The organism is Streptomyces sp. NPDC056231, from assembly GCF_048270745.1.
Taxonomy (GTDB): Bacteria; Actinomycetota; Actinomycetes; order Streptomycetales; family Streptomycetaceae; genus Streptomyces.
In genome coordinates, this window is the sequence record NZ_JBLVKW010000039.1 from 1 (window position 1) to 19,894 (window position 19,894).

Annotated in this window: 23 protein-coding genes and 2 pseudogenes; 13 read left to right on the forward strand and 12 right to left on the reverse strand. The window is 68.8% G+C overall.

All coding sequences use genetic code 11. The features are described 5' to 3' along the window. The 4 genes and pseudogenes from ACNPQM_RS26050 to ACNPQM_RS26065 all read left to right on the forward strand — a co-directional run. Window positions 1-796, forward strand: a 796-nt coding sequence (locus ACNPQM_RS26050; RefSeq protein ID WP_418085932.1) for an FAD-dependent oxidoreductase, incomplete at its 5' end; no start/stop codon positions are given. Window positions 797-831: 35 nt separating this feature from the next. Further along, entirely contained in the window at window positions 832-2,040 is a 1,209-nt protein-coding gene (locus ACNPQM_RS26055) for a cytochrome P450 (RefSeq protein ID WP_418085933.1), read from the forward strand. A gap of 143 nt (window positions 2,041-2,183) precedes the next feature. After that, window positions 2,184-2,459: pseudogene (locus ACNPQM_RS26060) on the forward strand (transposase); the annotation flags it as partial. 95 nt (window positions 2,460-2,554) lie between these two features. Further along, a complete protein-coding gene (locus tag ACNPQM_RS26065) occupies window positions 2,555-2,740 on the forward strand; it encodes a hypothetical protein (protein WP_418085934.1) in 186 nt (61 codons plus the stop codon). Window positions 2,741-2,999: 259 nt separating this feature from the next. Here the strand turns inward: ACNPQM_RS26065 and ACNPQM_RS26070 are convergent, their stop codons facing one another. Together ACNPQM_RS26070 and ACNPQM_RS26075 are read right to left on the reverse strand one after the other, a co-directional pair. Further along, the gene (locus ACNPQM_RS26070; protein ID WP_418085935.1) at window positions 3,000-3,599 is read right to left on the reverse strand and encodes a cysteine hydrolase family protein; all 600 of its coding nucleotides are present in this window, start codon (window positions 3,597-3,599) and stop codon (window positions 3,000-3,002) included. Between the two features lie 98 nt (window positions 3,600-3,697). Beyond that, the gene (locus ACNPQM_RS26075) at window positions 3,698-4,942 is read right to left on the reverse strand and encodes an MFS transporter (RefSeq protein ID WP_418085936.1); all 1,245 of its coding nucleotides are present in this window, start codon (window positions 4,940-4,942) and stop codon (window positions 3,698-3,700) included. 335 nt (window positions 4,943-5,277) lie between these two features. Here ACNPQM_RS26075 and ACNPQM_RS26080 point away from each other — a divergent pair, with 335 nt between their 5' ends. Together ACNPQM_RS26080 and ACNPQM_RS26085 are read left to right on the forward strand one after the other, a co-directional pair. After that, a complete protein-coding gene (locus tag ACNPQM_RS26080) occupies window positions 5,278-6,612 on the forward strand; it encodes an MFS transporter (protein ID WP_418085937.1) in 1,335 nt (444 codons plus the stop codon). A gap of 62 nt (window positions 6,613-6,674) precedes the next feature. Further along, window positions 6,675-7,034 (forward strand): annotated as a pseudogene (locus ACNPQM_RS26085) (IS5 family transposase); the annotation flags it as partial. 60 nt (window positions 7,035-7,094) lie between these two features. On the opposite strand, the gene ACNPQM_RS26090 reads toward ACNPQM_RS26085, so the two are convergent. From ACNPQM_RS26090 to ACNPQM_RS26100, 3 genes are all read right to left on the reverse strand, one after another. Continuing rightward, complete coding sequence (locus ACNPQM_RS26090; protein ID WP_418085987.1) at window positions 7,095-7,232, reverse strand: hypothetical protein; 138 nt, start codon at window positions 7,230-7,232, stop codon at window positions 7,095-7,097. Between the two features lie 170 nt (window positions 7,233-7,402). Further along, the gene (locus ACNPQM_RS26095) at window positions 7,403-8,188 is read right to left on the reverse strand and encodes a DUF2785 domain-containing protein (RefSeq protein ID WP_358861371.1); all 786 of its coding nucleotides are present in this window, start codon (window positions 8,186-8,188) and stop codon (window positions 7,403-7,405) included. Window positions 8,189-8,504: 316 nt separating this feature from the next. Beyond that, window positions 8,505-8,759, reverse strand: coding sequence for a Tn3 family transposase (locus ACNPQM_RS26100; protein ID WP_418085938.1), 255 nt, complete (start codon window positions 8,757-8,759; stop codon window positions 8,505-8,507). A 391-nt stretch (window positions 8,760-9,150) separates the two neighbouring features. Between ACNPQM_RS26100 and ACNPQM_RS26105 the strand changes: the two genes are divergently transcribed. Both ACNPQM_RS26105 and ACNPQM_RS26110 read left to right on the forward strand, forming a co-directional pair. Continuing rightward, on the forward strand, window positions 9,151-9,462 hold the full coding sequence (locus tag ACNPQM_RS26105) for an ArsR/SmtB family transcription factor (RefSeq protein ID WP_358861369.1): 312 nt from the start codon (window positions 9,151-9,153) through the stop codon (window positions 9,460-9,462). An 85-nt stretch (window positions 9,463-9,547) separates the two neighbouring features. Beyond that, on the forward strand, window positions 9,548-10,756 hold the full coding sequence (locus tag ACNPQM_RS26110) for an MFS transporter (protein WP_418085939.1): 1,209 nt from the start codon (window positions 9,548-9,550) through the stop codon (window positions 10,754-10,756). On the opposite strand, the gene ACNPQM_RS26115 is transcribed toward ACNPQM_RS26110, so the two are convergent. Together ACNPQM_RS26115 and ACNPQM_RS26120 are read right to left on the reverse strand one after the other, a co-directional pair. Then, window positions 10,659-10,919: a transposase gene (locus tag ACNPQM_RS26115; RefSeq protein WP_418085940.1), complete on the reverse strand. Its 261-nt coding sequence runs from the start codon at window positions 10,917-10,919 to the stop codon at window positions 10,659-10,661. The two genes, ACNPQM_RS26110 and ACNPQM_RS26115, sit on opposite strands and share 98 nt — an antisense overlap. 13 nt (window positions 10,920-10,932) lie before the next feature. Continuing rightward, a complete protein-coding gene (locus tag ACNPQM_RS26120) occupies window positions 10,933-11,091 on the reverse strand; it encodes a hypothetical protein (RefSeq protein WP_418085941.1) in 159 nt (52 codons plus the stop codon). A gap of 58 nt (window positions 11,092-11,149) precedes the next feature. Here ACNPQM_RS26120 and ACNPQM_RS26125 point away from each other — a divergent pair, with 58 nt between their 5' ends. Further along, on the forward strand, window positions 11,150-11,803 hold the full coding sequence (locus tag ACNPQM_RS26125; RefSeq protein WP_418085942.1) for an extracellular solute-binding protein: 654 nt from the start codon (window positions 11,150-11,152) through the stop codon (window positions 11,801-11,803). Here the strand turns inward: ACNPQM_RS26125 and ACNPQM_RS26130 are convergent. The 3 genes from ACNPQM_RS26130 to ACNPQM_RS26140 form a co-directional block, all read right to left on the reverse strand. After that, a complete protein-coding gene (locus tag ACNPQM_RS26130) occupies window positions 11,760-12,938 on the reverse strand; it encodes an acyl-CoA dehydrogenase family protein (RefSeq protein ID WP_358861366.1) in 1,179 nt (392 codons plus the stop codon). The two genes, ACNPQM_RS26125 and ACNPQM_RS26130, sit on opposite strands and share 44 nt — an antisense overlap. Before the next feature lie 103 nt (window positions 12,939-13,041). Next, a complete protein-coding gene (locus tag ACNPQM_RS26135) occupies window positions 13,042-14,199 on the reverse strand; it encodes a methyltransferase (RefSeq protein ID WP_358861365.1) in 1,158 nt (385 codons plus the stop codon). Between the two features lie 64 nt (window positions 14,200-14,263). Next, window positions 14,264-14,470 (reverse strand): hypothetical protein, encoded by a 207-nt coding sequence (locus tag ACNPQM_RS26140; RefSeq protein ID WP_358861364.1) that lies wholly within the window; start codon window positions 14,468-14,470, stop codon window positions 14,264-14,266. A gap of 217 nt (window positions 14,471-14,687) precedes the next feature. Between ACNPQM_RS26140 and ACNPQM_RS26145 the strand changes: the two genes are divergently transcribed. The 3 genes from ACNPQM_RS26145 to ACNPQM_RS26155 all read left to right on the forward strand — a co-directional run bounded on the left by ACNPQM_RS26145 (window position 14,688) and on the right by ACNPQM_RS26155 (window position 17,141). After that, a complete protein-coding gene (locus tag ACNPQM_RS26145) occupies window positions 14,688-15,518 on the forward strand; it encodes an endonuclease I family protein (RefSeq protein WP_418085943.1) in 831 nt (276 codons plus the stop codon). Between the two features lie 260 nt (window positions 15,519-15,778). Beyond that, entirely contained in the window at window positions 15,779-16,102 is a 324-nt protein-coding gene (locus ACNPQM_RS26150) for a hypothetical protein (protein WP_418085944.1), read from the forward strand. A gap of 259 nt (window positions 16,103-16,361) precedes the next feature. Beyond that, window positions 16,362-17,141 carry an SDR family NAD(P)-dependent oxidoreductase gene (locus tag ACNPQM_RS26155; protein ID WP_418085945.1) on the forward strand — a complete coding sequence of 260 codons (780 nt, stop codon included), beginning with the start codon at window positions 16,362-16,364 and terminating at the stop codon, window positions 17,139-17,141. Between the two features lie 67 nt (window positions 17,142-17,208). Here the strand turns inward: ACNPQM_RS26155 and ACNPQM_RS26160 are convergent, their stop codons facing one another. Next, window positions 17,209-17,772, reverse strand: coding sequence for a hypothetical protein (locus ACNPQM_RS26160; protein ID WP_418085946.1), 564 nt, complete (start codon window positions 17,770-17,772; stop codon window positions 17,209-17,211). A gap of 90 nt (window positions 17,773-17,862) precedes the next feature. After that, window positions 17,863-18,357 carry a DUF1269 domain-containing protein gene (locus ACNPQM_RS26165; protein ID WP_358861359.1) on the reverse strand — a complete coding sequence of 165 codons (495 nt, stop codon included), beginning with the start codon at window positions 18,355-18,357 and terminating at the stop codon, window positions 17,863-17,865. Between the two features lie 120 nt (window positions 18,358-18,477). Here ACNPQM_RS26165 and ACNPQM_RS26170 point away from each other — a divergent pair, with 120 nt between their 5' ends. Beyond that, window positions 18,478-19,593: a chemotaxis protein gene (locus tag ACNPQM_RS26170; RefSeq protein ID WP_418085947.1), complete on the forward strand. Its 1,116-nt coding sequence runs from the start codon at window positions 18,478-18,480 to the stop codon at window positions 19,591-19,593. Window positions 19,594-19,894: the final 301 nt, after the last annotated feature.

Sequence of the window (19,894 nt, forward strand, 5' to 3'; positions counted from 1 at the left end):
GAAGCTTGCCGCCGCCATGCAGCGCAACCACGGCGTGGATCTGCGCTGCGGGGTGACGGTCACCGCCCTGCGCGGGGACGGGAAGGGCCGGTTCACCGGTGCGGACCTGTCCGACGGCAGCCGTGTGGAGGCGGATGTGTGCGTGGTGGCGTTGGGGGCGGTCCGCAACGTCGAGTGGCTGGCGGAGTCCGGGCTGGCCGCGGGCCCGCGCGGGATCGCCTGCGACGCGGGGTGCCGCGCCTTCAACATGTACGGAATCGTCACCGACGACATCTTCGTGGCCGGTGACGTCTCCCGCTTCCCCCACCCGCTGTTCGGCTACCAGATGCTGTCCCTGGAACACTGGGGCAACGCGGTCGCACAGGCCGAGGTGGCGGCCCACAACATGGTCAGTCCGGGGCCGCTGCGGCGCCCGCACCTTGCCGTCCCGACGTTCTGGTCGACCCAGTTCGGGCTCAACATCAAATCGGTGGGCGTGCCCACCTACTCCGACCATGTCGTCATCGCCCAAGGCTCGCTGGAGGCACGCCGCCTGGCAATGGTCTACGGCTACCAAGGACGGATCACCGCCGCAGTCACCGTCGACATGGCCAAGTCCCTGGAGTACTACCAGCATCTGATCGAGACCGCGGCCCCCTTCCCGCCCGCCCCCGGCGCGGCGGACCGCCCGCTCGCGGCCGACATCCCGGTTCCCTCCGATGTACCGGATCCGAAGGGGCTGTCCCACGGCCCCATCGTGGCGCTCACTGGTCACCTGCCGGACCGCCGACTGGTCACTGTGGCGAGCACTGGCTGACCCACCTCCCACCCCACCACGAGGAGCCGAACCCCATGCCCGCCGACACCCTGCTGCAACGGATCACCGACTACGCCAACCGCCCCAACCCCTACCCGCTGTACGCGGAACTCCGCGACGCCGGTCCCGTGGTGCGGCAGGCGGACGGCAGCTATCTGGTCGGCACCTATCACGAGATCGCCGCTCTGCTCCACGACCCGCGGCTCAGTGTCGATCCCCGCAGCCTCACCGCCCCGTCCGAAAGGGCGCCGAATCTGCCGTTCCTGCGGCTCGACGACCCCGAGCACCACAGACTCCGCAGGCTGGCCATGCGCCCGTTCGGCCCGCCGCACAGCCCCGGCCGGATCGACGCCATGCGTGGCCAGATCACCGAAATCACCGAGGAACTGCTCGATGGGCTCCGGGACCGCACGCAGATCGACATCGTCGACGATTTCGCCTACCCGCTGCCGGTCACGGTCATCTGCCGACTGCTCGGCGTCCCGCGCGAGGACGAGCAGCTGTTCGAGGCATGGACGGACGCGATTATCGCGTCCGTCGACGTCAGGCCCGAGGACAAGGACTCCACCGAGCGGGACCGGGCGGGCGACCAGGCGCGGATGGAGATGGGCCGGTACCTGGTGGACCTCGCTGAGCAGCGCCGCGGCCACCCGAGCGACGACATGCTCTCCGCCCTCATCAACGAACCGGATCCGGCCCTGCGGCTCACCCGCGAGGAACTCGCCGAAACTGGCGTGCTGTTGCTCATCGCGGGACACGAGACCACGGTCAACCTCATTACCAACGGGGTGCTCACCCTGCTGCGCTATCCCGACCGGCTGGCGCAGCTGCGCGACGACCCCGACCTGCTACCCGGCGCAGTAGAGGAACTGCTGCGCTACGAGCCCCCGCTCCACATGCGCGAGCGCATTCCCCTCGCCGACGTGGACGTCGCCGGCACCACCATCCCCAAGGGAACCTCCGTCGTGCTCGCGCTGGCCTCAGGCAGCCGCGATCCCAAGCGGTTCCACGACCCCGACCGGTTCGACCCGACGCGCCTCGACAACCAGCATCTCGGTTTCGGCGGCGGCATCCACCTGTGCTACGGCGCACCACTCGCCCGCATCGAAGTCCAGACCGCACTCGGTGCCCTGATCCCCCGCCTCGGCAACGCAACCCTGCTCCAAGACCCGCCCCCCTACCGGCAGGCAGCCATGCTCCGGGGCCCCCGGCACCTCCCCATCGGGATGCAACAGCCCGCCTGACTCCGGCCTCGGCCGATTACAGCAATCCGCCCCTTCGGGATGCCGCACGAGATTCCTGACAGCCACCTCCACCTCGTCGCGTCTTGAGCTGCGTTGACAGCGACAAACAGGATCTTCCGCTGTTCATCGCACTCAGCCACGAGATGGTGTCCCGTCAGGGATTCCAGGCCGCGCACGACCCATCCGAGCGGGCTGATCTTGTTCCGGATGACCTGCGGGAGCGCGTGGCTCCGCTGCTGCCACCTGCTCCTGAGCGGCGCCGCCGCTACCCCGGGCGACTGCGTGTGCCCGACCGGGTGGCACTCGCCGAGTTCATGTACGTACTGCGGACCGGAGTCGCATGGCGTGATGTCCCGGCCGAAACGGTGGGCTGCTCAGGGGTGACGCCGTGGCGCCGGCTTCGGGACTGGACCGAGGCCGAGACCTCCACCCCGTCGATGCCCCGGAAGGGGAACATGAAGTCGCCCGACGGATGGGGCGCATGCGGGTGTGCGGCCACGCACAGCCCTCCGACTTGATGGACCTGGTCTGGGCACTGATCGATCACCCCGTCCCTGAACTGGTGGTTCCAGTCGATGACCTCGCCGGGTTTGATGCCGAGCGCGAGCCAGCGCCCAGTCTTCGTGGTCACTTCCTCACCGAGAATGATCAAGAAGTCATCGGCAGCCAGGTGCCCCCACACACCGGATCCCGCAGCTGAGTTGTGCTCCGTCGTCGCCATGAAGTCGAGCCCGGCAGCACGCCCCCGAACGGCCAACTCTTCAGGAGTGGGTTCCCCGTCCGAGTGGACGTTTGCACTGGTCACCGGCTCGTAAGGTGCCGGGAGCCGTAACGCCGACGGAGGTCGCGGCGAGTGCGGTAGGCGGCGGGGCTCCGGGCTGCTGGGCCGGCACTGAGGTGTGGGCGGTCGCCACACCGGGTGGGTGCGGCGACCGTGGTTGATCGGCTCGTGGTTCGAGTCAGCCAGCCCGGAGCAGGGCGTGCAACTCGGTGGTGTCGATGATGTGGGCCCGTGAGGGGAAGACTCGGTGGAGTAGGACGTTATGGACTTCAGTGTCCGGGTCGGCGACGCCGTCGGACAGGACGTAGAGCTGGTAGTCGCGGTCGGCCGCATCGATGACGGTGGACAGGACGACTCCGCTGGTACTGATGCCGGAGACGACCAGAGTGGTGATGCCGCGCTCGCGTAGCTGCTGGTCGAGGTCGGTGGTGGACATGCCGCCGTAGCGGACCTTGCGCACGATGATGTCGCCGTCCTGGGGAGCCAGGCGCTCGTGGATGGCAGCGGCGGGATCCTCGTGGTGCATGACGCGGTGTTGGGCCAGCGGGGCGAAGGACTTGTTGGAGGCCGGGATCGCGTCCCAGTCGGCATCGGCGAAGCCGACGCGTACGTAGGCGATGGTGCCGCCGTTTGCGCGAACGTCGGCGATGGCCCCTTCCACGCGATCGAGCAGGGCGTTGCGGTCCTCGCCTTCGGGCACAAAGGCCAGGATCGCGGGCTGGTAGTCCATGACGAGAAGCGCGGTGTGCATGGGGTCGAGTGCGGGCGCAGTACTCACGCGAGTGTTCTCCTTGCTGGTGATGTGCGTGGTCGACGCGGACGCGCACCGGCGGACCGGCTGCGGCCTGCGGGCTTCAGTTGGCGAGTTGCGGTGCCTCATGAGTGGCTGCGGGACACTTCCGGCTCGTGCTGCGACGTCCGGTCCTGTCGGGGAAGCAGGAGCGGGGTGGTCAGGATGAGCAGTCCTGCGACCGTGAGAGCGGTGCGTGGGCTGGTGACGTCGGCGAGCAGCCCGGCGAGCGCGGTGAGGACGGCGATGGACGCCTGCTGCCCGATCGACCAGGCCGACAGGGTACGGGCGACGAGATGCTTGGGGGTGTGTTCGAGCCGGTAGGTGGCGAGCACCGGGCTGTACAGACTCATGTTGATGATGATTGCCAGCTCGACGGCCATCACGGTGACGAGGCCGACGACGCCGGGACGGACAAAGGCCAGGCCGATCAGCCAGATGGCGCGCAGAGTGCCGACGGTCCGGAAGACCCAGTGCCGGCCGAAGCGGGCCACGACACGGCGGGCCAGCCGCGAGCCGATGAGTCCGCCGAGGCAGGGGGCGGCGAAGGCAAGGCCGTACTGCCAGGGTGGGAACCCGAGCTGGCGAAGCAGGAGCACGGCCAGCAGCGGCTCGGTGGCCATGATCAGACCGGCGACGAGCATTTGGTTGAGGTAGAGCGGCCGCAGACCGGGGTGGCCCATGATGTGTCGCCACCCGTCGAGCAGTGCGCCCGCTCGGACCGGGCTCTTGTCGGTCGTCCGCGGCGCTTCTTCCTGGCCGCGGATCGCGGTGATGCCCAGCGCGGAGAGGAGGTAGCTGAGCGCGTCGGCCACCACGGTGATGACCGGCCCGAACAGGCCGATCGCCGCCCCACCCAACGGTGGCCCCACCGCGATGGAGCTCCAGTTCGTGGACTCGAACCGCGCGTTGGCCACGAGCAGGTCATCCGGTCGGACGAGAGCCTTGAGGTAGGCGCCGCTGGCCGCGTTGAACGCGATCTTGGCCGCGGCGACCACGGCCGAGATCACAAGCAGCTGGACGAAACTGAGCCGACTGAAGGCGTAGGCGACCGGGATCGTCGCCATGGCCGCAAACCGAACCAGGTCCATCATGATCAGGACCGGGCGCTTGCGCCGGAACTCCACCCACGGCGCGAGCGGCACCGCGATCAGCGCACCCACCGCAGGCCCCACCGCGGACAGCGCGGACACCTCAGCGGGTCCGACATGCAACACCAGTACAGCGATCAGCGGCAATGCCCCGAACCCCAGCCCGGACCCATACGCGCTCACCGCATATGCCGCCCACAGCCAGCCGAACTGACAGCCCAACGGTCTCCTGCCCACCATGCTCAGCGCGCCCCCCCTTGAAGTCCCACCCGAACAAACTGACGTTGACCAATGAGAGCCAAGCGGGCAGGACAACAGCAGGTCAAACAACTGACCTGCCAGCCATTCACAACTATTCGTTGTTCACTGAGGTGAGTCGGCGTGGGTCTCCAACCAGTACGTACCTTCGTCGCCGTCGCGGAAGCGGGCCAGTTCCAGAAAGCCGCCGCCGACCTGTCGACGGATGGAAACGCGCCACCCACGTTCTCCACTTATTGCAACTCTATTGCTATTGCGCGTAACAAGCGAAAAGCTAGATCGGTCCTTACTGTTGACCCAGGACGCGGAGCCGCCTTATGCCCCTGATGCCGGAATCCGGACCACAGCGTGTCATCGCCGCCTCGAACTTCGTCTACACCGTCGGCAGCGGCCTCTATCTGACCGCTGGAGTCCTGTACTTCACCGAGGCCGTCCGCCTTCCGGCAACCCAGGTGGGCCTAGGACTCGGTATCGCTGGTGTTCTCTCGCTCGCCGTGGGCATCGCTGTCGGTCATCTCGCGGACCGGCACGGAGCACGCGGTGTCTATGCGATCACCCTCGTCGTCCAGGCGTTGGCCACCGCCGGCTTCGTACTGGCAGACAGCTTCTGGCTGTTCGTCCTCGCGGTAGGCACGGCCATGGGTGCCAAAGCGGCCGGATTAGCCGCACGCAGCCCACTCATCAGGCACTACGGAGGGGGCCGACCGCAGGCATTCCGCGCTTATCTCCGCGCCGTGACCAACGTGGGCATCTCCCTCGGCGCCCTGCTGGCGGGCTGGGCCGTCCAGGTGGGCACCCTCCCCGCCTACCGACTCCTGGTCATCGGCAACGCGGTCGCCTTCGCGGCTTCCGCAGCGATCCTGATCCACCTGCCGCCGGTCAAACCTGTCCCCACCAACGGCGGCCCCCGCTGGATTGCCCTGCGGGACCGCCCCTACCTCCTACTCACCGCCCTCGATGGCATCATGGCCGTCCAGTTCAAGGTGCTCACGGTGGCCGTCCCACTCTGGCTGGTCACAGCCACCACCGCCCCGCGCTGGCTCATCTCGGGCACCATGCTCATCAACACCATCATCGTCATCGCGTTCCAGATACGAGCCAGCCACACCATCGATTCCCCAACGGCAGGCGGAGCCGCTTACCGTCGAGCAGGCGTGGCCTTTCTCGTCTCCTGCTCGCTGATCTCCCTGTCTGCCGGGATACCGGCGTGGGCCGCCGCCACGCTGCTCATGACCGCGATGGTGGTCCACACGATCGGCGAGCTGTGGCACTCCGCCGCAGGCTTCGAAGTGTCCTTCGCCCTCGCCCCACAGCACGCCACGGGCCAGTACCTCGGTGTGTTCGGCCTCGGCGCCGGACTGGCCGAAGCCCTCGGCCCGGCCCTGCTTATTTCACTCTGCATCACCTGGGGCCGCCCCGGATGGTACGTCACAGGAGCGCTGTTCGCCCTGACGGGCCTGGCAGCACCACTCGCCGTCCGCTGGGCACAACGCCACCAGCACGCTCGGCAGGCACACCCACAGGTCGCGTGGAAGGAAGCAGCCGCTCTGAAAGGCCCCGAAGGACGTTCGCCATCCCCGACTGCCGCGGGGCTGCTGCCGGGGCCGGTCGGCGTTCCGAAGATTGGAAAGGACGCGCACTCGGTGCCCTGACCCCACTAAGACCTGTCCGGTCGATCATGTGACTACCTCGTGCCTGGATCGTTGCTGCGGGTATGGGTCGGGGTGATCTGAGTGATGCCGAGTGGGAACGGCTGCGGCCGTTCCTGCCTGTCAGCAACAGGCGTTATGGCCGGTGGCGGGACCATCCGCAGGTGATCGATGGGATTCTGCACCGGGTTCGGACCGGCGTGCAGTGGCGTGACCTGCCTGAACGGTTCGGGCCGTGGAAGACCGTCTATGAACGGCACCAGCTGTGGTCGGCTGACGGCACTTGGGAACGGCTGCTTCAGCAGGTCCAGGCCGCCGCCGACGGCGCTGGTGAGATCGACTGGGCCGTCTCGGTCGACTCCACCATCGTCCGCGCACATCAGCATGCGGCCGGCGCCCGGACCGATCGGCCGCCCGCCCCCCGGTTCCAGGCGGCGGAAGGCCGTGGCCAGTTCGTGTCTCCAGGGCCAGGTCGCCGATATCCGCTAGCGAAGGCGTCGGCCCCCGCGAGTGAGGCGGGCGGCGACGTGCAGCAGCCGGTAGCGGAGCATGATCAGAGCCCGCACCGGACGGCGGGCCGCGACCTTGCGCCGTGCCCGTAGCCGCAGCGCGTAGGCGGGCATGGTCACGAACTTCGCTCAGGTCAGGTAGAGGTCGCAGGGGCCTTCGGCCGGGAGCCGCAGGTAGTGGCCGAGCTCGAGTTCGGTCTTGACAGGGGGTCGTGCAGCACGCCTGCGCGAGAAGTCGGGCAGGCCGACTTCTCGCGCGCTTGCGACCCAGCCCTGCCCCATGCCTACGGAAGCAGCGGGCGCAAGACCGCGGCCACCTGGGCCTTGACCGCGTCGCCGTGGGCGAGCGGGACGGGGTACCCGCCGCGCTCCGCGGACACTCCGAGGTCCGCCAGGACGTACAGGGCGCGCAGGGTGCGGACGGTGTTGGAGGCCCAGACCGGGATCGGCCCACGCTCGTACGGGGCGAGGGCGGCGCCGATCTCCGACAGCCAGGCCGTCGACCGCTCCGGCGTCAGGTCGGGGCGGGTGAGGACGAGGGCGATGGCCTTGGCGAGCCGGTCGTCCTCCCGTTCCGCGAACAGGTAGTCCGTCGTGGCGAGCAGGCGCTCGGCGGCGAGCCCGAGCAGCGGCTCGGGGTCGACCTCGGGCCGCAGTCCGCAGACCCCCAGCAGGTCCGCGCCGTGCGCGACGGCGTGCAGCCAACCGAGCTTTTCGTCGCGGCCCCGCAGGTCGGTCTCCGAGCGGTACCAGGCGGCGAACGCCTTGAGCCACTCGGGCCTGGGGCATCCCTGACTCACGATCATCTTCAGCACGAGCGGGGCGAACGTCTTGGCCTGGATCCGCGGATCGGTGAACCGCTCCGCCATCAGATCGCCGAGCGCCAGCCGCCGGTCCCCGTCGATCACCCCGCGGCGGATCCAGGTGTCCAGTACCGCGTATGGGTAGCTGTCCCTGACCTCCGGGTCCGGATCCCCCAGAGCATCCGCCAGCTCTGCGGTTAGGTCGTCCAGCCGGCGCCCCGCAGGAAGTGCACAGTCGGTCTCGTAGATCTCGCGCCAGTTCGTCACTCACGGCACCCTACCTGCGGCCGCCGACCCCGCTCACCTGCTATTTTGCAGGGCTCGGCCGGGCGAACGGGGCTATAAACCTGGAGGTTTGCGAGAGAAGGTGGGCCCGCGCGGATTGCGGCGAAAGCCACCAAAGGGGGGGGGGGGCGGGTGCCGGCCCGGGCCGGCGTAAGGGGGCGTTGTTGCGGGTGTTTTGGTTGAGAAGTCGCCCCGGCCGACTTCTCACGCAAACCCACCCTCGGCGCTCGGCCACGTTTACCTCTGCACCGCAGCAGCCCTCGTCATCTGGCCCCACACATGCTCGCCCGGACAGTTCCTAGGTGGCATCCCGGGTGGCGAAGGTGCCGTTCACCAGTCTGGTGACGGCCGCGCGCAGGTTGTCGACGGTGATGAAGCGCCGGCGCACGTGCCGCAGGGCGGCTTCGGTCTCGCCGTGCTCGCCGTTCGCCACGATGGCGCGGATACCCATGTTGGTGCCCAGGGCGAACAGTGCAAGCAGTAGGCGCCGTTGGAGGGCGACGTGACAGGCAGGCGAGACGACCGTCTCCGCTCTCGCCGAGGCCGCGCGCATCAGCCGGCCGACCGTGTACCGGAGGGCCGACGCCGAGTACTGCGCTGCGCTGCTGGCGGGCCGCCAACCCCGACACCAACCCGCACGGCGAGGACGCCCACACAGAGGGCATGAGGCTGGTTGGGGTGACGGATACCACCGCCCGCTACGCCGACGTCCGCGACCTGCCGGCCCGCGAGCAGGTCGCCCGCGCCGAGCGCGACCGCCTGCTGCACCAGGTGGAACTGCGCTGGGAAGCGCTGAGCACCGCGGCGGCATGGCTCGCCGCCCACCACGCCTACGTAGTCGCGGTCGACGAGGCCCGCATCGCCACGTCGGGCGATTTGACTTGCCACTACATATCGCGAAAGCTAGATGCGTTCCATGGAGAGTCGGACGGGAAGGCAGACCGATGGATCCCCTGGCTGTGCACAAGGCACTCGCCAACCCGGCGCGCCTGCAGTTCATGCAGTGGCTCAAGGACCCGGCGAAGTACTTCGACGAGGACTCCTACCGGCAGCAGGGGCTCGGCTTCCACATCGGCGTGTGTGTCGGCGACATCCAGAAGCGTGCCGGGCTGGCCCAGTCGGTGGTGTCCGGCTATTTGCAGACCCTGAAGGACGCGGGGCTGCTCACCTCGGAGCGCATCGGCAAGTGGACCTACTACCGACGCAACGAACCAGTGATCGCCGAGTTCGCCACGCACGTCCGCGACGAGCTGTAGCCCGCCCGCAGCCCGCCCGATTCCCACGCGTGTACTCCCACACAGCAAAATACATCTACTTTTCTAGATTTGATGAAAGGTTGCGATGAGAAAGACCTCCCTCACCGTCCTGGTGCTCGCCCTGGGCGTGTTCGGGATCATCACCACCGAGATGGGCATGGTCGGCGTGCTCCCCCAGGTCTCGGCCGAGCTCGGTGTCACGCCGTCCGCCGCGGGGTGGCTCATCGGGGCCTTTGCCCTGGTCATCGCCGTGTCCGGGCCGTTCACAACACTGCTCGCCTCCGGCATCGACCGTAAGCAGGTGCTCGCCGCCGCAATCGCGGTGTTCGCCGTCTCCAACGCCGTCTACGCGCTCACCACGCAGTACGAGGTGATGCTCGCCTTCCGCGTCGTTCCCGCCCTCTTCCATCCGGTGTTCTTCGCAGTCGCGCTCGCGACCGCCGCACGGCTGGCGCCCGCCGAGGACGCGGCCCGGGCCACGACGACCGTGTTCGGCGGTGTCACCGTCGGCTTCGCCTTCGGTGTGCCGCTGACCTCGTACCTCGCCGAGCATGTGTCCCTGGCGTCGGCGTTCTGGTTCGGCGCGCTCGTCAACCTGATCGCCTTCCTCGGCATCCTGCGGTTCGCACCGCCGATGCCCATCGGGCAACGGGTTTCCTACGGCGCCCAGTTGAGCGTGCTGAAGCGGCCCCGGATGTGGCTGACCATTGCGTCCGTCGTCCTCGTCTTCGCCGCGATGTTCTCGGTCTACGGCTACTTCGCCGAGTACCTGGGCCAGGTCACGCACATGGATGGCACCTGGGTCAGCACCATGCTGATGGCGTTCGGCATCGTGATGATCCTCGGGAACTTCGCCTTCGGCAGTCTGCTGCGGCGCAGCCTCCTCCGTACCGTGGTCGCCTACCCGGTCCTGTGCCTGCTCGTCTACGTGCTCCTGTACGCCGTCGGCCCCATGTTCGCGCCGATGATCCTGGCCGTACTGGTCTGGGGGGCCGTGCACTCCGGCGGGCTCATCGTGAGCCAGAGCTGGCTGGGGAGGGACGCCGTCGACGCGCCCGAGTTCGGCAACAGCCTCTTCATCTCGTTCTCGAACCTCGGCATCACCGTCGGAACCGCGGTCGGGGGCTGGGTCATGGCCGAGTACGGTGCCCGTCAACTGGCCTGGGCAGGAAGCGGGTTCGCGATCGCCGCGCTGATCACCATGGCGCTGCGACTGGGCCTGGAACACACCGGCGAGCGGCACGCGCCGCAGCCTGACCCGCGCACACGCGCGCTCGGTGAGGCTCGTACCTGACCCTGTTCCGCCGCCACCCAACCCGCTCCGCCGGGACGTCCCGCCAGCTCGCGCTCTTGCACAGCACGTAAACGATTCCCCGCAGAGCAGCACGGTCATCCACCGGCAACCCTCCGGGATGCCGATGCTTTCGAGGCGGACGCACCGGCAGCAGCGGGGCCATATGTTCTCACAGGTCATCTGCGGCCCTGCCACTTCTGGAGGGCGGACACCGCTGCGGGTTGCGCATTGACCGGGTCGGGGGCGGTGCTCGCCGGTGTGGCGAAAGCGGCGAGGGCGAGCAAGGAGACCATTAACGCGAGAAGGCACAGCAGCGGTCTTGGACGCACTCTCATGTGAAACTCCAAGCGCTGTCGATGGACTCGTTCCTAGGAGGTTCGTGCGGGTGACGCGATGGGAAGCAGGTGCCGGCCGTGCCGTGCCCCGACCGAGGCCGGGGCACGGCACGGCAGCGGTCACGGCCGGGTCGTCACCTACGGCATCCCGGTCGACACGAGCCCGATGGCCATGTACTACCGCAAGGACGTCTTCAAGAAGTACGGCATCTCGGTGCCGACGACCTGGGACGAGTACGCCAAGGCGGCCGAGAAGCTACACAAGGCCGACCCCGAGGCCCACATTGTGAACCTGCGGGCGATCCCCCTGTCCGGCCTGGCCTGGGAGACGGGTGCCAAGTGGTTCGGCACCGAGGGCGACGCGTGGCACGTCGGCGTCAACGACGACCAGTCCCGTCAACTCGCCGACTACTTGCAGCAGTTGGTGGACAAGAAGCTGGTGGCCACGGACCAGGGCTACAGCCCCGCGTGGTGGAACGGCCTGCAGTCCGGCAAGGTGGCCACGGCGATCGGCGCGGTCTGGCTGAACCCGCTGATCGCCCAGAATGCCCCCAAGGCCAAGGGCAAGTTCGCCGTCGCCAGCCAAGCCCATCGCCCGTCAGGCCAAGCGCACCGCTCAGTGCCAACTATCCCGCTTTCATGCCGACTAAAGGCCTCGTCACAACCGCTCAGCGGCGTACGCGCGGCATCCCCAGGCCGATCCAGGAGATGATTTCCCGCTGTATCTCATTGTTGCCACCGCCGAAGGTGAAGATGACGGCGGACCGGTATCCCCGTTCGAGTTCGCCGTGCAGGACGGCGCCCGCCGAGCCTTCCTTGAGCGGTCCGGCCGAGCCGAGGATCTGCATCAGCCAGGCGTAGGCGTCGCGACGCGCCTCGGAGCCGTAGACCTTGACGGCGGACGCATCCTGCGGGGTAAGGGTGGAGCGCTGGACGGCGGAGACCATCTGCCAGTTGAGGAGCTTCATGGCGTCGAGCCGGGTGTGGGTCCGGGCGAGGAGAGCGCGGACCCAGCCAAGGTCGATGACCCGGCGCCCGTCGGCGAGCTCGGTGCCGGCGGCCCAGCGCTGCACATTGTGGAGGGCGCGGATGGCCATGGTGCCGTGGGCGGCGAGGGTGACGCGCTCGTGATTGAGCTGGTTGGTGATGAGCCGCCATCCCTTGTTCTCGTCGCCGACGCGGCGGGAGACGGGGACGCGGACGTTCTCGTAGTAGCTGGCGGTGGTGTCGTGCGAGGCGAGGGTGTTGATCAGGGTGCAGGAGTACCCGGGGTCGCTCGTGGGGACGAGCAGCATGGTGATGCCCTTGTGCGGCGGGACGTCGGGATCGGTGCGGACGGCGAGCCAGACCCAGTCGGCGGTGTCGCCATTGGTCGTCCAGATCTTCTGCCCGTTGACCACATATGTGTCGCCGTCGCGTAAGGCGCGGGTCTTGAGGGCCGCGAGGTCGGTGCCCGCGTCGGGTTCGCTGTAGCCGATGGCGAAGTCGATCTCGCCTGACAGGATCTTCGGCAGGAAGTACGCCTTCTGTTCGTCCGTACCGAACTGCATGATCGTCGGGCCGACGGTGTTGAGTGCCATCAGGGGCAGCGGGACGCCCGCCTGGGCCGCCTCGTCGAAGAAGATGAACTGTTCCATCGGGGACAGGCCGCGTCCGCCGTACTCCGTGGGCCAGCCGACGCCGAGCCAGCCGTCGGTGCCGAGGCGCCGGATCGTCTCGCGGTAGAAGCGTTTCTGGGCGGTGGGGTCGTCGTATCTGGCGTAGGCGTTGTCGGGGACGAGCCCAGCGAAGTACGTGCGCAGCTCGGCGCGCAACTGCTGCTGCTCAGGCGTGTATTCGAGGTGCACAGCCCCTCCAGGAGTCTCGCGGTCGCGTCGCCCGTGTGCGGCGGCGCACACAGTAGAACGTGTTGCAAGAATCCGGAAGGGCCGCGGAGCCACACCCGGGGTGTCAGCGCTTGACGGCGCGCAGCACGACGAACTTAGGGTCACCGGCGACGGTGACGCAGTTACCGAAGATCCGGCGCAGCTGCGTGTGGTACCCGAGGTGCCGGTTGCCGACGACCCACAGCTCGCCGCCCTGCCGCAGCACGGTCCGCGCCCCATGGAACATGTTCCGGGCGGTGGCGTCGGTGGTCGCCAGGTGCGAGTGGAACGGCGGGTTGTTGAGCACCAGGTCCACACTGCCCGGGGCCAGGTCCGCCGTCCCGTCACCGACCAGGAAGCGGGCTTCGGCGTCGGCGCCGACATTGGCGCGGAAGGTCGCCTCGGCGGAGGCGACCGCCTGGTAGGACTCGTCGACGAAGGTGACCACCGCTCCAGGGTTGGCGAGCGCGGCGGAGGTGCCGACGACCCCGTTGCCGCAGCCCAGGTCCACGACGTGGTCGTGGCCGGTGCGCTCGGGAAGATGGTTCAGGAAGAAGCGGGTGCCGATGTCGAGGCGCTCGGCGCAGAAGATCCCGGCGTGGTTGACCACGGTCCGGCCGGAGATCGCGCCGACGTCGCCGGGCAGCTCGTAGCGGTACGGCCAGGGGCTGGGGGTGCGGGCCAGGGCCGGATCCGGGGTGCAGAAGATCAGCCGAGCCTTCTTCACCGCGAGCGAGGTGCGGGTGGGGCCGATGATCCGCTCGAACAGTTTGAGGGTGGAGGTGTGGATCTCCTTCACCATGCCGGTGCCGATGACGACGGTTCCGGCGTGCACGGCGGGCGCGAGCCGGTGCAGCTGATCCTCCAGAAGCGCGAGGCTCTTGGGAACCCGCACGAGAAGGACGTCGATCCGGTCCGGCGGGGTGTCCCTGGCCGACAGGAGACGTACGGCGTCCTCGTCGTGGCCGTTGCGGGCGAGGTTCGCCAGGGTCGCACGCTGCGCGAGGTACGAGTCGGTGATCTGTACGGGGCGGTGCCCGGCCAGCACCGTACTCAGGGCACCCCAGCGGTCGCCCACCACGACCACGGTGCCGGTCAGCTCGACCGGGGTCGCACCGTCGGCCCCCTGCAGCTGCCGGAGCAGATATTCGTCGGCAGCGTCCCAGGCGCGGAACGGGTCGCGCGGGTGTTCGGGGTAGCGGGCGAGCTCGTAATCGCCCTTTGACGTCGTCAAACGGTTCATTGTGCCTTCAGGCTAGCCGAGCGGTGGGGAGCACCCACACGCTCCCCACCGCACCGGCCGTCCGCTAAGGCAGCTGCTTTTCGATTGCCGCCCGGCCCTCTCGTGCCAGTCGGCGCTGTGCCCACTCCAGATTCTGCGGTGTCAGGTCCCGCCCGGAGGCGAGCACCAGGTCCTCTGCCGACGCGTTGTCGCTCCCGCCGGTGTGCAAGAGGCTGTCCGGGGTCACCCCCCGGGCCAGGGATACGGATACGGATTCGGGGTCTTCGCTCATACCGCCTCCTCGTCCTTGCGGCAATTCTCGCCCTGCGGCTCCAGGAGCGCATCCGAAGGGTTCACTTGACCTGCACATGATAAGTACACGGCGTTCACCCGTCGATCACGGTGCGTGTGGAAGGCTCCCGCTGACCACATACCACACGACCACCACGGCCCCGCCCCCACCCCGTGACGGCGTCGCGGTGCCGCATGCCCCGGAGAGGACACCCCACATGTCCCGTCGCCGCCTTCACTACCGGCGCCCCTTGCTCGCCACCCTCGCCGCCTTCGCGGCTCTCGCCGGCACGTCCGCCGCAGCACCGGCGACGCCTGCCGCACCCCGGCCCGCACCGGCGGCCGCGACACCGCTCACCACGCTCGACGACACGTACTACCAAAGCGCAATCGGCAAGACCGGAACCCAGCTCAAGAGCGCCTTGCACTCGATCATCAGCGTCCAGTCGAAGATCTCGTACACCCAGGTCTGGGACGCACTCAAGAACACTGACCAGGACCCCGCCAACCCCTCGAACGTGATCCTGCTCTACTCCGGGCGCTCCAAGCCGAAGAGCAACAACGGCGGCTCGGTCGGCCAGTGGAACCGTGAGCACGTCTGGGCCAAGTCGCACGGCGACTTCGGTACCACCACCGGACCCGGCACCGACATCCACCACCTGCGCCCGGAGGACGTCACGGTCAATTCCATACGCGGCAACAAGGACTTCGACAACGGCGGCAGCGCAGTGAGCGGGGCGCCGGGCAACTACACCGACAGCGACTCCTTCGAGCCGCGTGATGCGGTCAAGGGTGATGTCGCCCGCATGATCCTCTACATGGCGGTGCGGTACGAGGGCGACGACGCCTTCGCCGACCTCGAACCGAACGAGAAGGTGAACAACGGCTCCGCGCCGAACATCGGCAGGCTCTCCGTGCTGAAGCAGTGGAGCCAGGAGGACCCGCCGGACACCTTCGAGAAGCGGCGCAACAACGTCATATTCGACCAGTACCAGCACAACAGGAACCCGTTCATCGACCACCCGGAATGGGTCGAATCCATCTGGTAAATGGCCCATTCGTCCAGCACGCGGTCACGTCGTCGGGCGAACCGTCCGACGACGAGACCGCGCACGAGCGGACGGCGCGTGCAGAGCCGGCATCTGCGCCCCGCCGGCATCCAGTGGTCGCAACGGCAGTGGAAACGCGTCCGAGATTGCCAAGGCCCGGCATTGCCAGGTCCCACCAGGTCCGGCAACCATAGGGGCGACTCCGGAACGGGCGTTGTGCGCGTTCCGCACCTCACCTGGCGGGAAAGCGGAGCGGACTCATGGCATGGGTAGCAGGAGCGGGCATGTTCATGGGTCTGCTGGCGATCGCATGGGGGATCGTGACGCTCCGCACCGGGTGGATCCTGCCTTGGGCGCGCCGCCACGTCACCAGACCCCGGCTCCACGGCCTCGGTGCACTGGCAACGGGCGCATCCCCACTCATGCAGGGCCTCTTCTACTTCCGGTTCCTGCCGAGCGCCTCCTGGGAGGTCCGCTTCTTCGGCGGAAACGCCCTCTTGCTCATGGGTCTCCTCCTCATTGCCACGAGCCAACTGCTGCCGCCCCGCCGAAGTCCCGACCACACTCATCCTTCAGGCGTCTGAGGGGAAAGGGCCGCGCCCAGTACTCATCGTCGCCCAGAGCGATACACAGATCGCGGCCGTCACCCAAGCCCCGATCCCGTCGCCGGACTCGTCCGACCCGGCCCACGACACCTTCCGCGTCGTTCCGGAGAAGGTGCAACTCGTCGCCTGCTTCGGCAAGGACGGCACGGGCCTCTGCCTGCGGCCTGCTGCTACGGCGACGACCACACCGTTCCGCCCCGGGCGCTGTCGCCGTGGACGCACCGTCTAGGGTGCGGGCATGATCTCGCACAGCTATCTCTCCGAACTCTTCTCGCTGGACGGCCGGGTCGCAGTGGTGACGGGTGGCAGTTCCGGCATCGGCCGGGCCATCGCCGGGGCTCTCGCGCGAGCGGGGGCGAGCGTGGTGATCGTGGCGCGCAAGGAGTCGGAACTGGCGGCCACGGTCAACGACCTGGCGGCGGACGGCTGCCGGGCGGACTGGGTGAGCGCCGACCTGAGCACCCGCGACGGGGTGCGCGCGGCGGCGGAGCAGGCAGCCGAGGTGTTCGGCGAGCCCGACATTCTCGTCAACAGCGCCGGCATCAACCTGCGGCCGGCGATGGGCGAGCTGAACGAGGAGGTATGGGACGCCACGATGGCGGTGAACCTGGAGGCGCCCTACTTGTTGGGCCAGCGGTTCGGGCCCGGCATGGCCGAACGGGGCTTCGGGCGGATCATCCACGTCACCTCCCAGCAGGCGCACCGGGCGTTCGTCCAAAGCGGCGCCTACGGGGTTTCCAAAGGTGCGCTGGAGTCGCTGGCCCGCTCTCAGGCTGAGGCGTGGTCGCCACACGGCGTCACCTGCAACACGCTGGTGCCCGGCTTCGTCATGACCCCGCTCAATGCACGGTTGTCGTCCGACCCGGAGAAGGTGGCGGCACTGGCCGCGCGCACGATGGTCGGACGCAACGGCCTGGCCGAGGACTTCGCCGGAGCGGCGGTGTTCCTGGCCAGCCGCGCATCCGGCTACGTCACCGGCCAGGCGATCTTCGTCGACGGCGGGCTCTCCGTTCACTGAGCTCAACACCGCATGAAAAGCACAGCTCGCGACATCCCTGGCTCTGCGCGCGCCTCGCCCCCCGTCGTCAGCTGCGCTCGGCCTGGGCGATCCGGGGGAACGACTTGACGCCCGCTGCCTTACGGCTGTTCGCGTGCTGGCTGACCGTCCTGCCGGGCGGGGCGTCCGCGAAGCCGAGCACCACGGAGTCGAGGACCTTGCCCGACGCATCGACAAACTCCACCCGGACCGCGTAGAACGCCGGCTTGTCGGTGGGGTTGGTGACGCGGACCAAGGCGCTTCGGAACTGCTCGGACTTCGCAACCGGCAGCCCGGTCACGGACAGGTCCTTCACGGCGTTCCCCTGCCCGTGAACGCCTGCGAGCTGCTTGGTCGCCCGCTGCCTGTTGCGTTCGACCTCGGCGGAGACCGAGGCCGCGAATGACTCGTGGGTACGCGGCGAGGCGCTCGCGGACGGCGACTCGGACGGGCCCGGGGACACCGTACGGGTGCTCCTGGCCGTGCCCGGCGCGGTGGTGGAGCCGCCGCAGGCGGCGGTGCCGGCGACGGTCACCGCGGCCAGCAGGGCGAGGGTCAGGCGGCGGGCGGTGCGGCCGCCGAGGGTGCGCCGCAGGGGGCGGGACTGGTTCACGGACACTCCGGGTCTGCTCGGGAAGGTTGGGTCGACGTCGAAGGGCAGGACGGGAGGACGCACCGGATCCGCCGGGCTCCTCTGCTCGGGTCACTCGGCGTCGTCGCCGAAGACCTCGCGGAGCCGCGCCTCGCTCAAGGTGTCCAGGTTGCTGTGGAGGAGCTCGGTGCCGCCACCGGGGAGCGCGCCGCTGATCCGGTCCGGAACCTCGTCGGTGGTCAGCAGGAACAGCGCCGAAGTGCCGGGCGTCACCTGCTTCTTGACCTCGGCGATGAAGTCGTCGTCGATGCCGACGTCGGCCAGCTTGCCGCCCAGCGCCCCAGCCGCCGCGCCGATGGCCGCACCCAGCAGCGGCATCAGGAAGATCAGCCCGAAGAGCATCCCCCAGAACGTTCCGCTCAAGGCGCCCGCGCCGACCAGGTTGAGCATCTGCTTGGTCTTCGGCTTGGCCTTGTCGGCCGGCCAGCTGACCACGGCGGCGTCCAGGATCCTGATCAGCCCCTCCTTCTGCAGGGACTTGAGCGTGGACTCCACCTCCTCCGCGCCCTCGGCCGACTGGAACTTCCACACGGTGAGCGTGGACATCGCGCATCCCTCCTGAGGCAAGGTCGAGCAATTCGCTCATATTAGGATCAAAAGGTATGAATTGACTCGTCGAAATCGCCCGCTCCGCACGGGAGTGGGCGCAGTCCCCCGGAGGGAACTATGGATACGGACGCCCTGACCGCCGGCCTGCTGCAGGAGCTGCGAACGCCCAAGCCCTATCCGGCTGTGTCCCTGACCATGCCAACGCACCGACAGGCTCCGGACATCGCCCAGGACGCCGTACGGCTGCGCAACCTTCTCTCCGAAGCCGAACGGCGGCTCGACGCCGATCCCGCGGTGTCCCGGGAGGCCAGGGCGGCCATCAAAGCGCAGCTCTCCCGCGCGGTCGACGAGGTGGATACGCGCCGCAGGCTCGACGGCCTGGTCATCCTGGCCACGGCGGACGAGCATCAGATCTGGCTGCTCCCCCGTACTGCGCCCGAACGGGTGGTCCTGAGCGACACCTATCTGACCCGGAACCTGGTGGCTGCAAAGGCTCTGGCCGAACCGTATTGGGCGCTGAACGTCGCAGCCGACCACGCGACGCTGTGGAGCGGAACGGTCGGCTCCGTGCAGCAGGCACAGATCGGCGGGTTCCCGCTGACGGTTCCGCAGGAGGAGCCGAACCCGCAGCGCGAGGAGCAGATCGGCGACACGCCGAGCACGTTCTCCGACGAGGAAACGCGCATCTTCCTGCGCTCCGTCGACGAGAAGCTGCGTGCCGTCCTGGCCGCCGATCCGCGACCGATGTATCTGGTCGGTCTCGCCCCGGCGCTCGCCCTGCTGGACGAGGTCGGCGGGACCGCCAAGCCGGCAATCGGCCGGGTCACGAAGGGGGTGCCGGCCGATGTGTCACCGAGCGGATTCCTCAAGGAGCTCGCACCCGCTCTCGACAAACGCCGCGCGGAGGTCGCCGCAGAGGTCGCAGCCAGGCTCGACGACGCCCGCAGCCGCCGTGCCTACGCAGGTGGTCTCGACGAGGTGTGGGCAGCCGTGCGGGAGGGGCGGGCCGGTCTCGTCGCGGTTGAGGAGCAGTTCCAGCAGATCGTGCGGGTCACGGACGAGCACCTGGAGCCGATGCCCGCGGACGCCGTGGGCACAGCCGACGGGACGATCCGCGAGGACATCGTCGACGAACTCGTCGAGGCGGCGCTGGAAAGCGGCGCCGATGTGGTGTTCCTCACCGACGACTCGCTGGCGGAGCACGGGCGGATCGCGGCAGCTCTGCGCTACTGAGCAGGAGTCGCTGAGCAGGGCGAGCACACCAGGCGAACAGGGCCGGTGCAGGCCCGGCGGTACGCGGGACGGCGGGGACGGCGGACAGCCTCCGGTCGGCGGGCCGCAGCGCACTCGCCGCTTCGAGGGCGGGGAAGGCCGGGGGGCCGCTCTCGGCGCGCCCGGCGACGACGCCCCGTAGGCCCCCGACTGCGCAGACCAGGCCCCGGTGGGCGGCTTGGCTGCGATCGCGGCGCCGCACGGCTGGGCGGGCGAGGACACGCGCCGCTGCGCGGCTGCCCGGGCGGCCGCAGGACCCCGG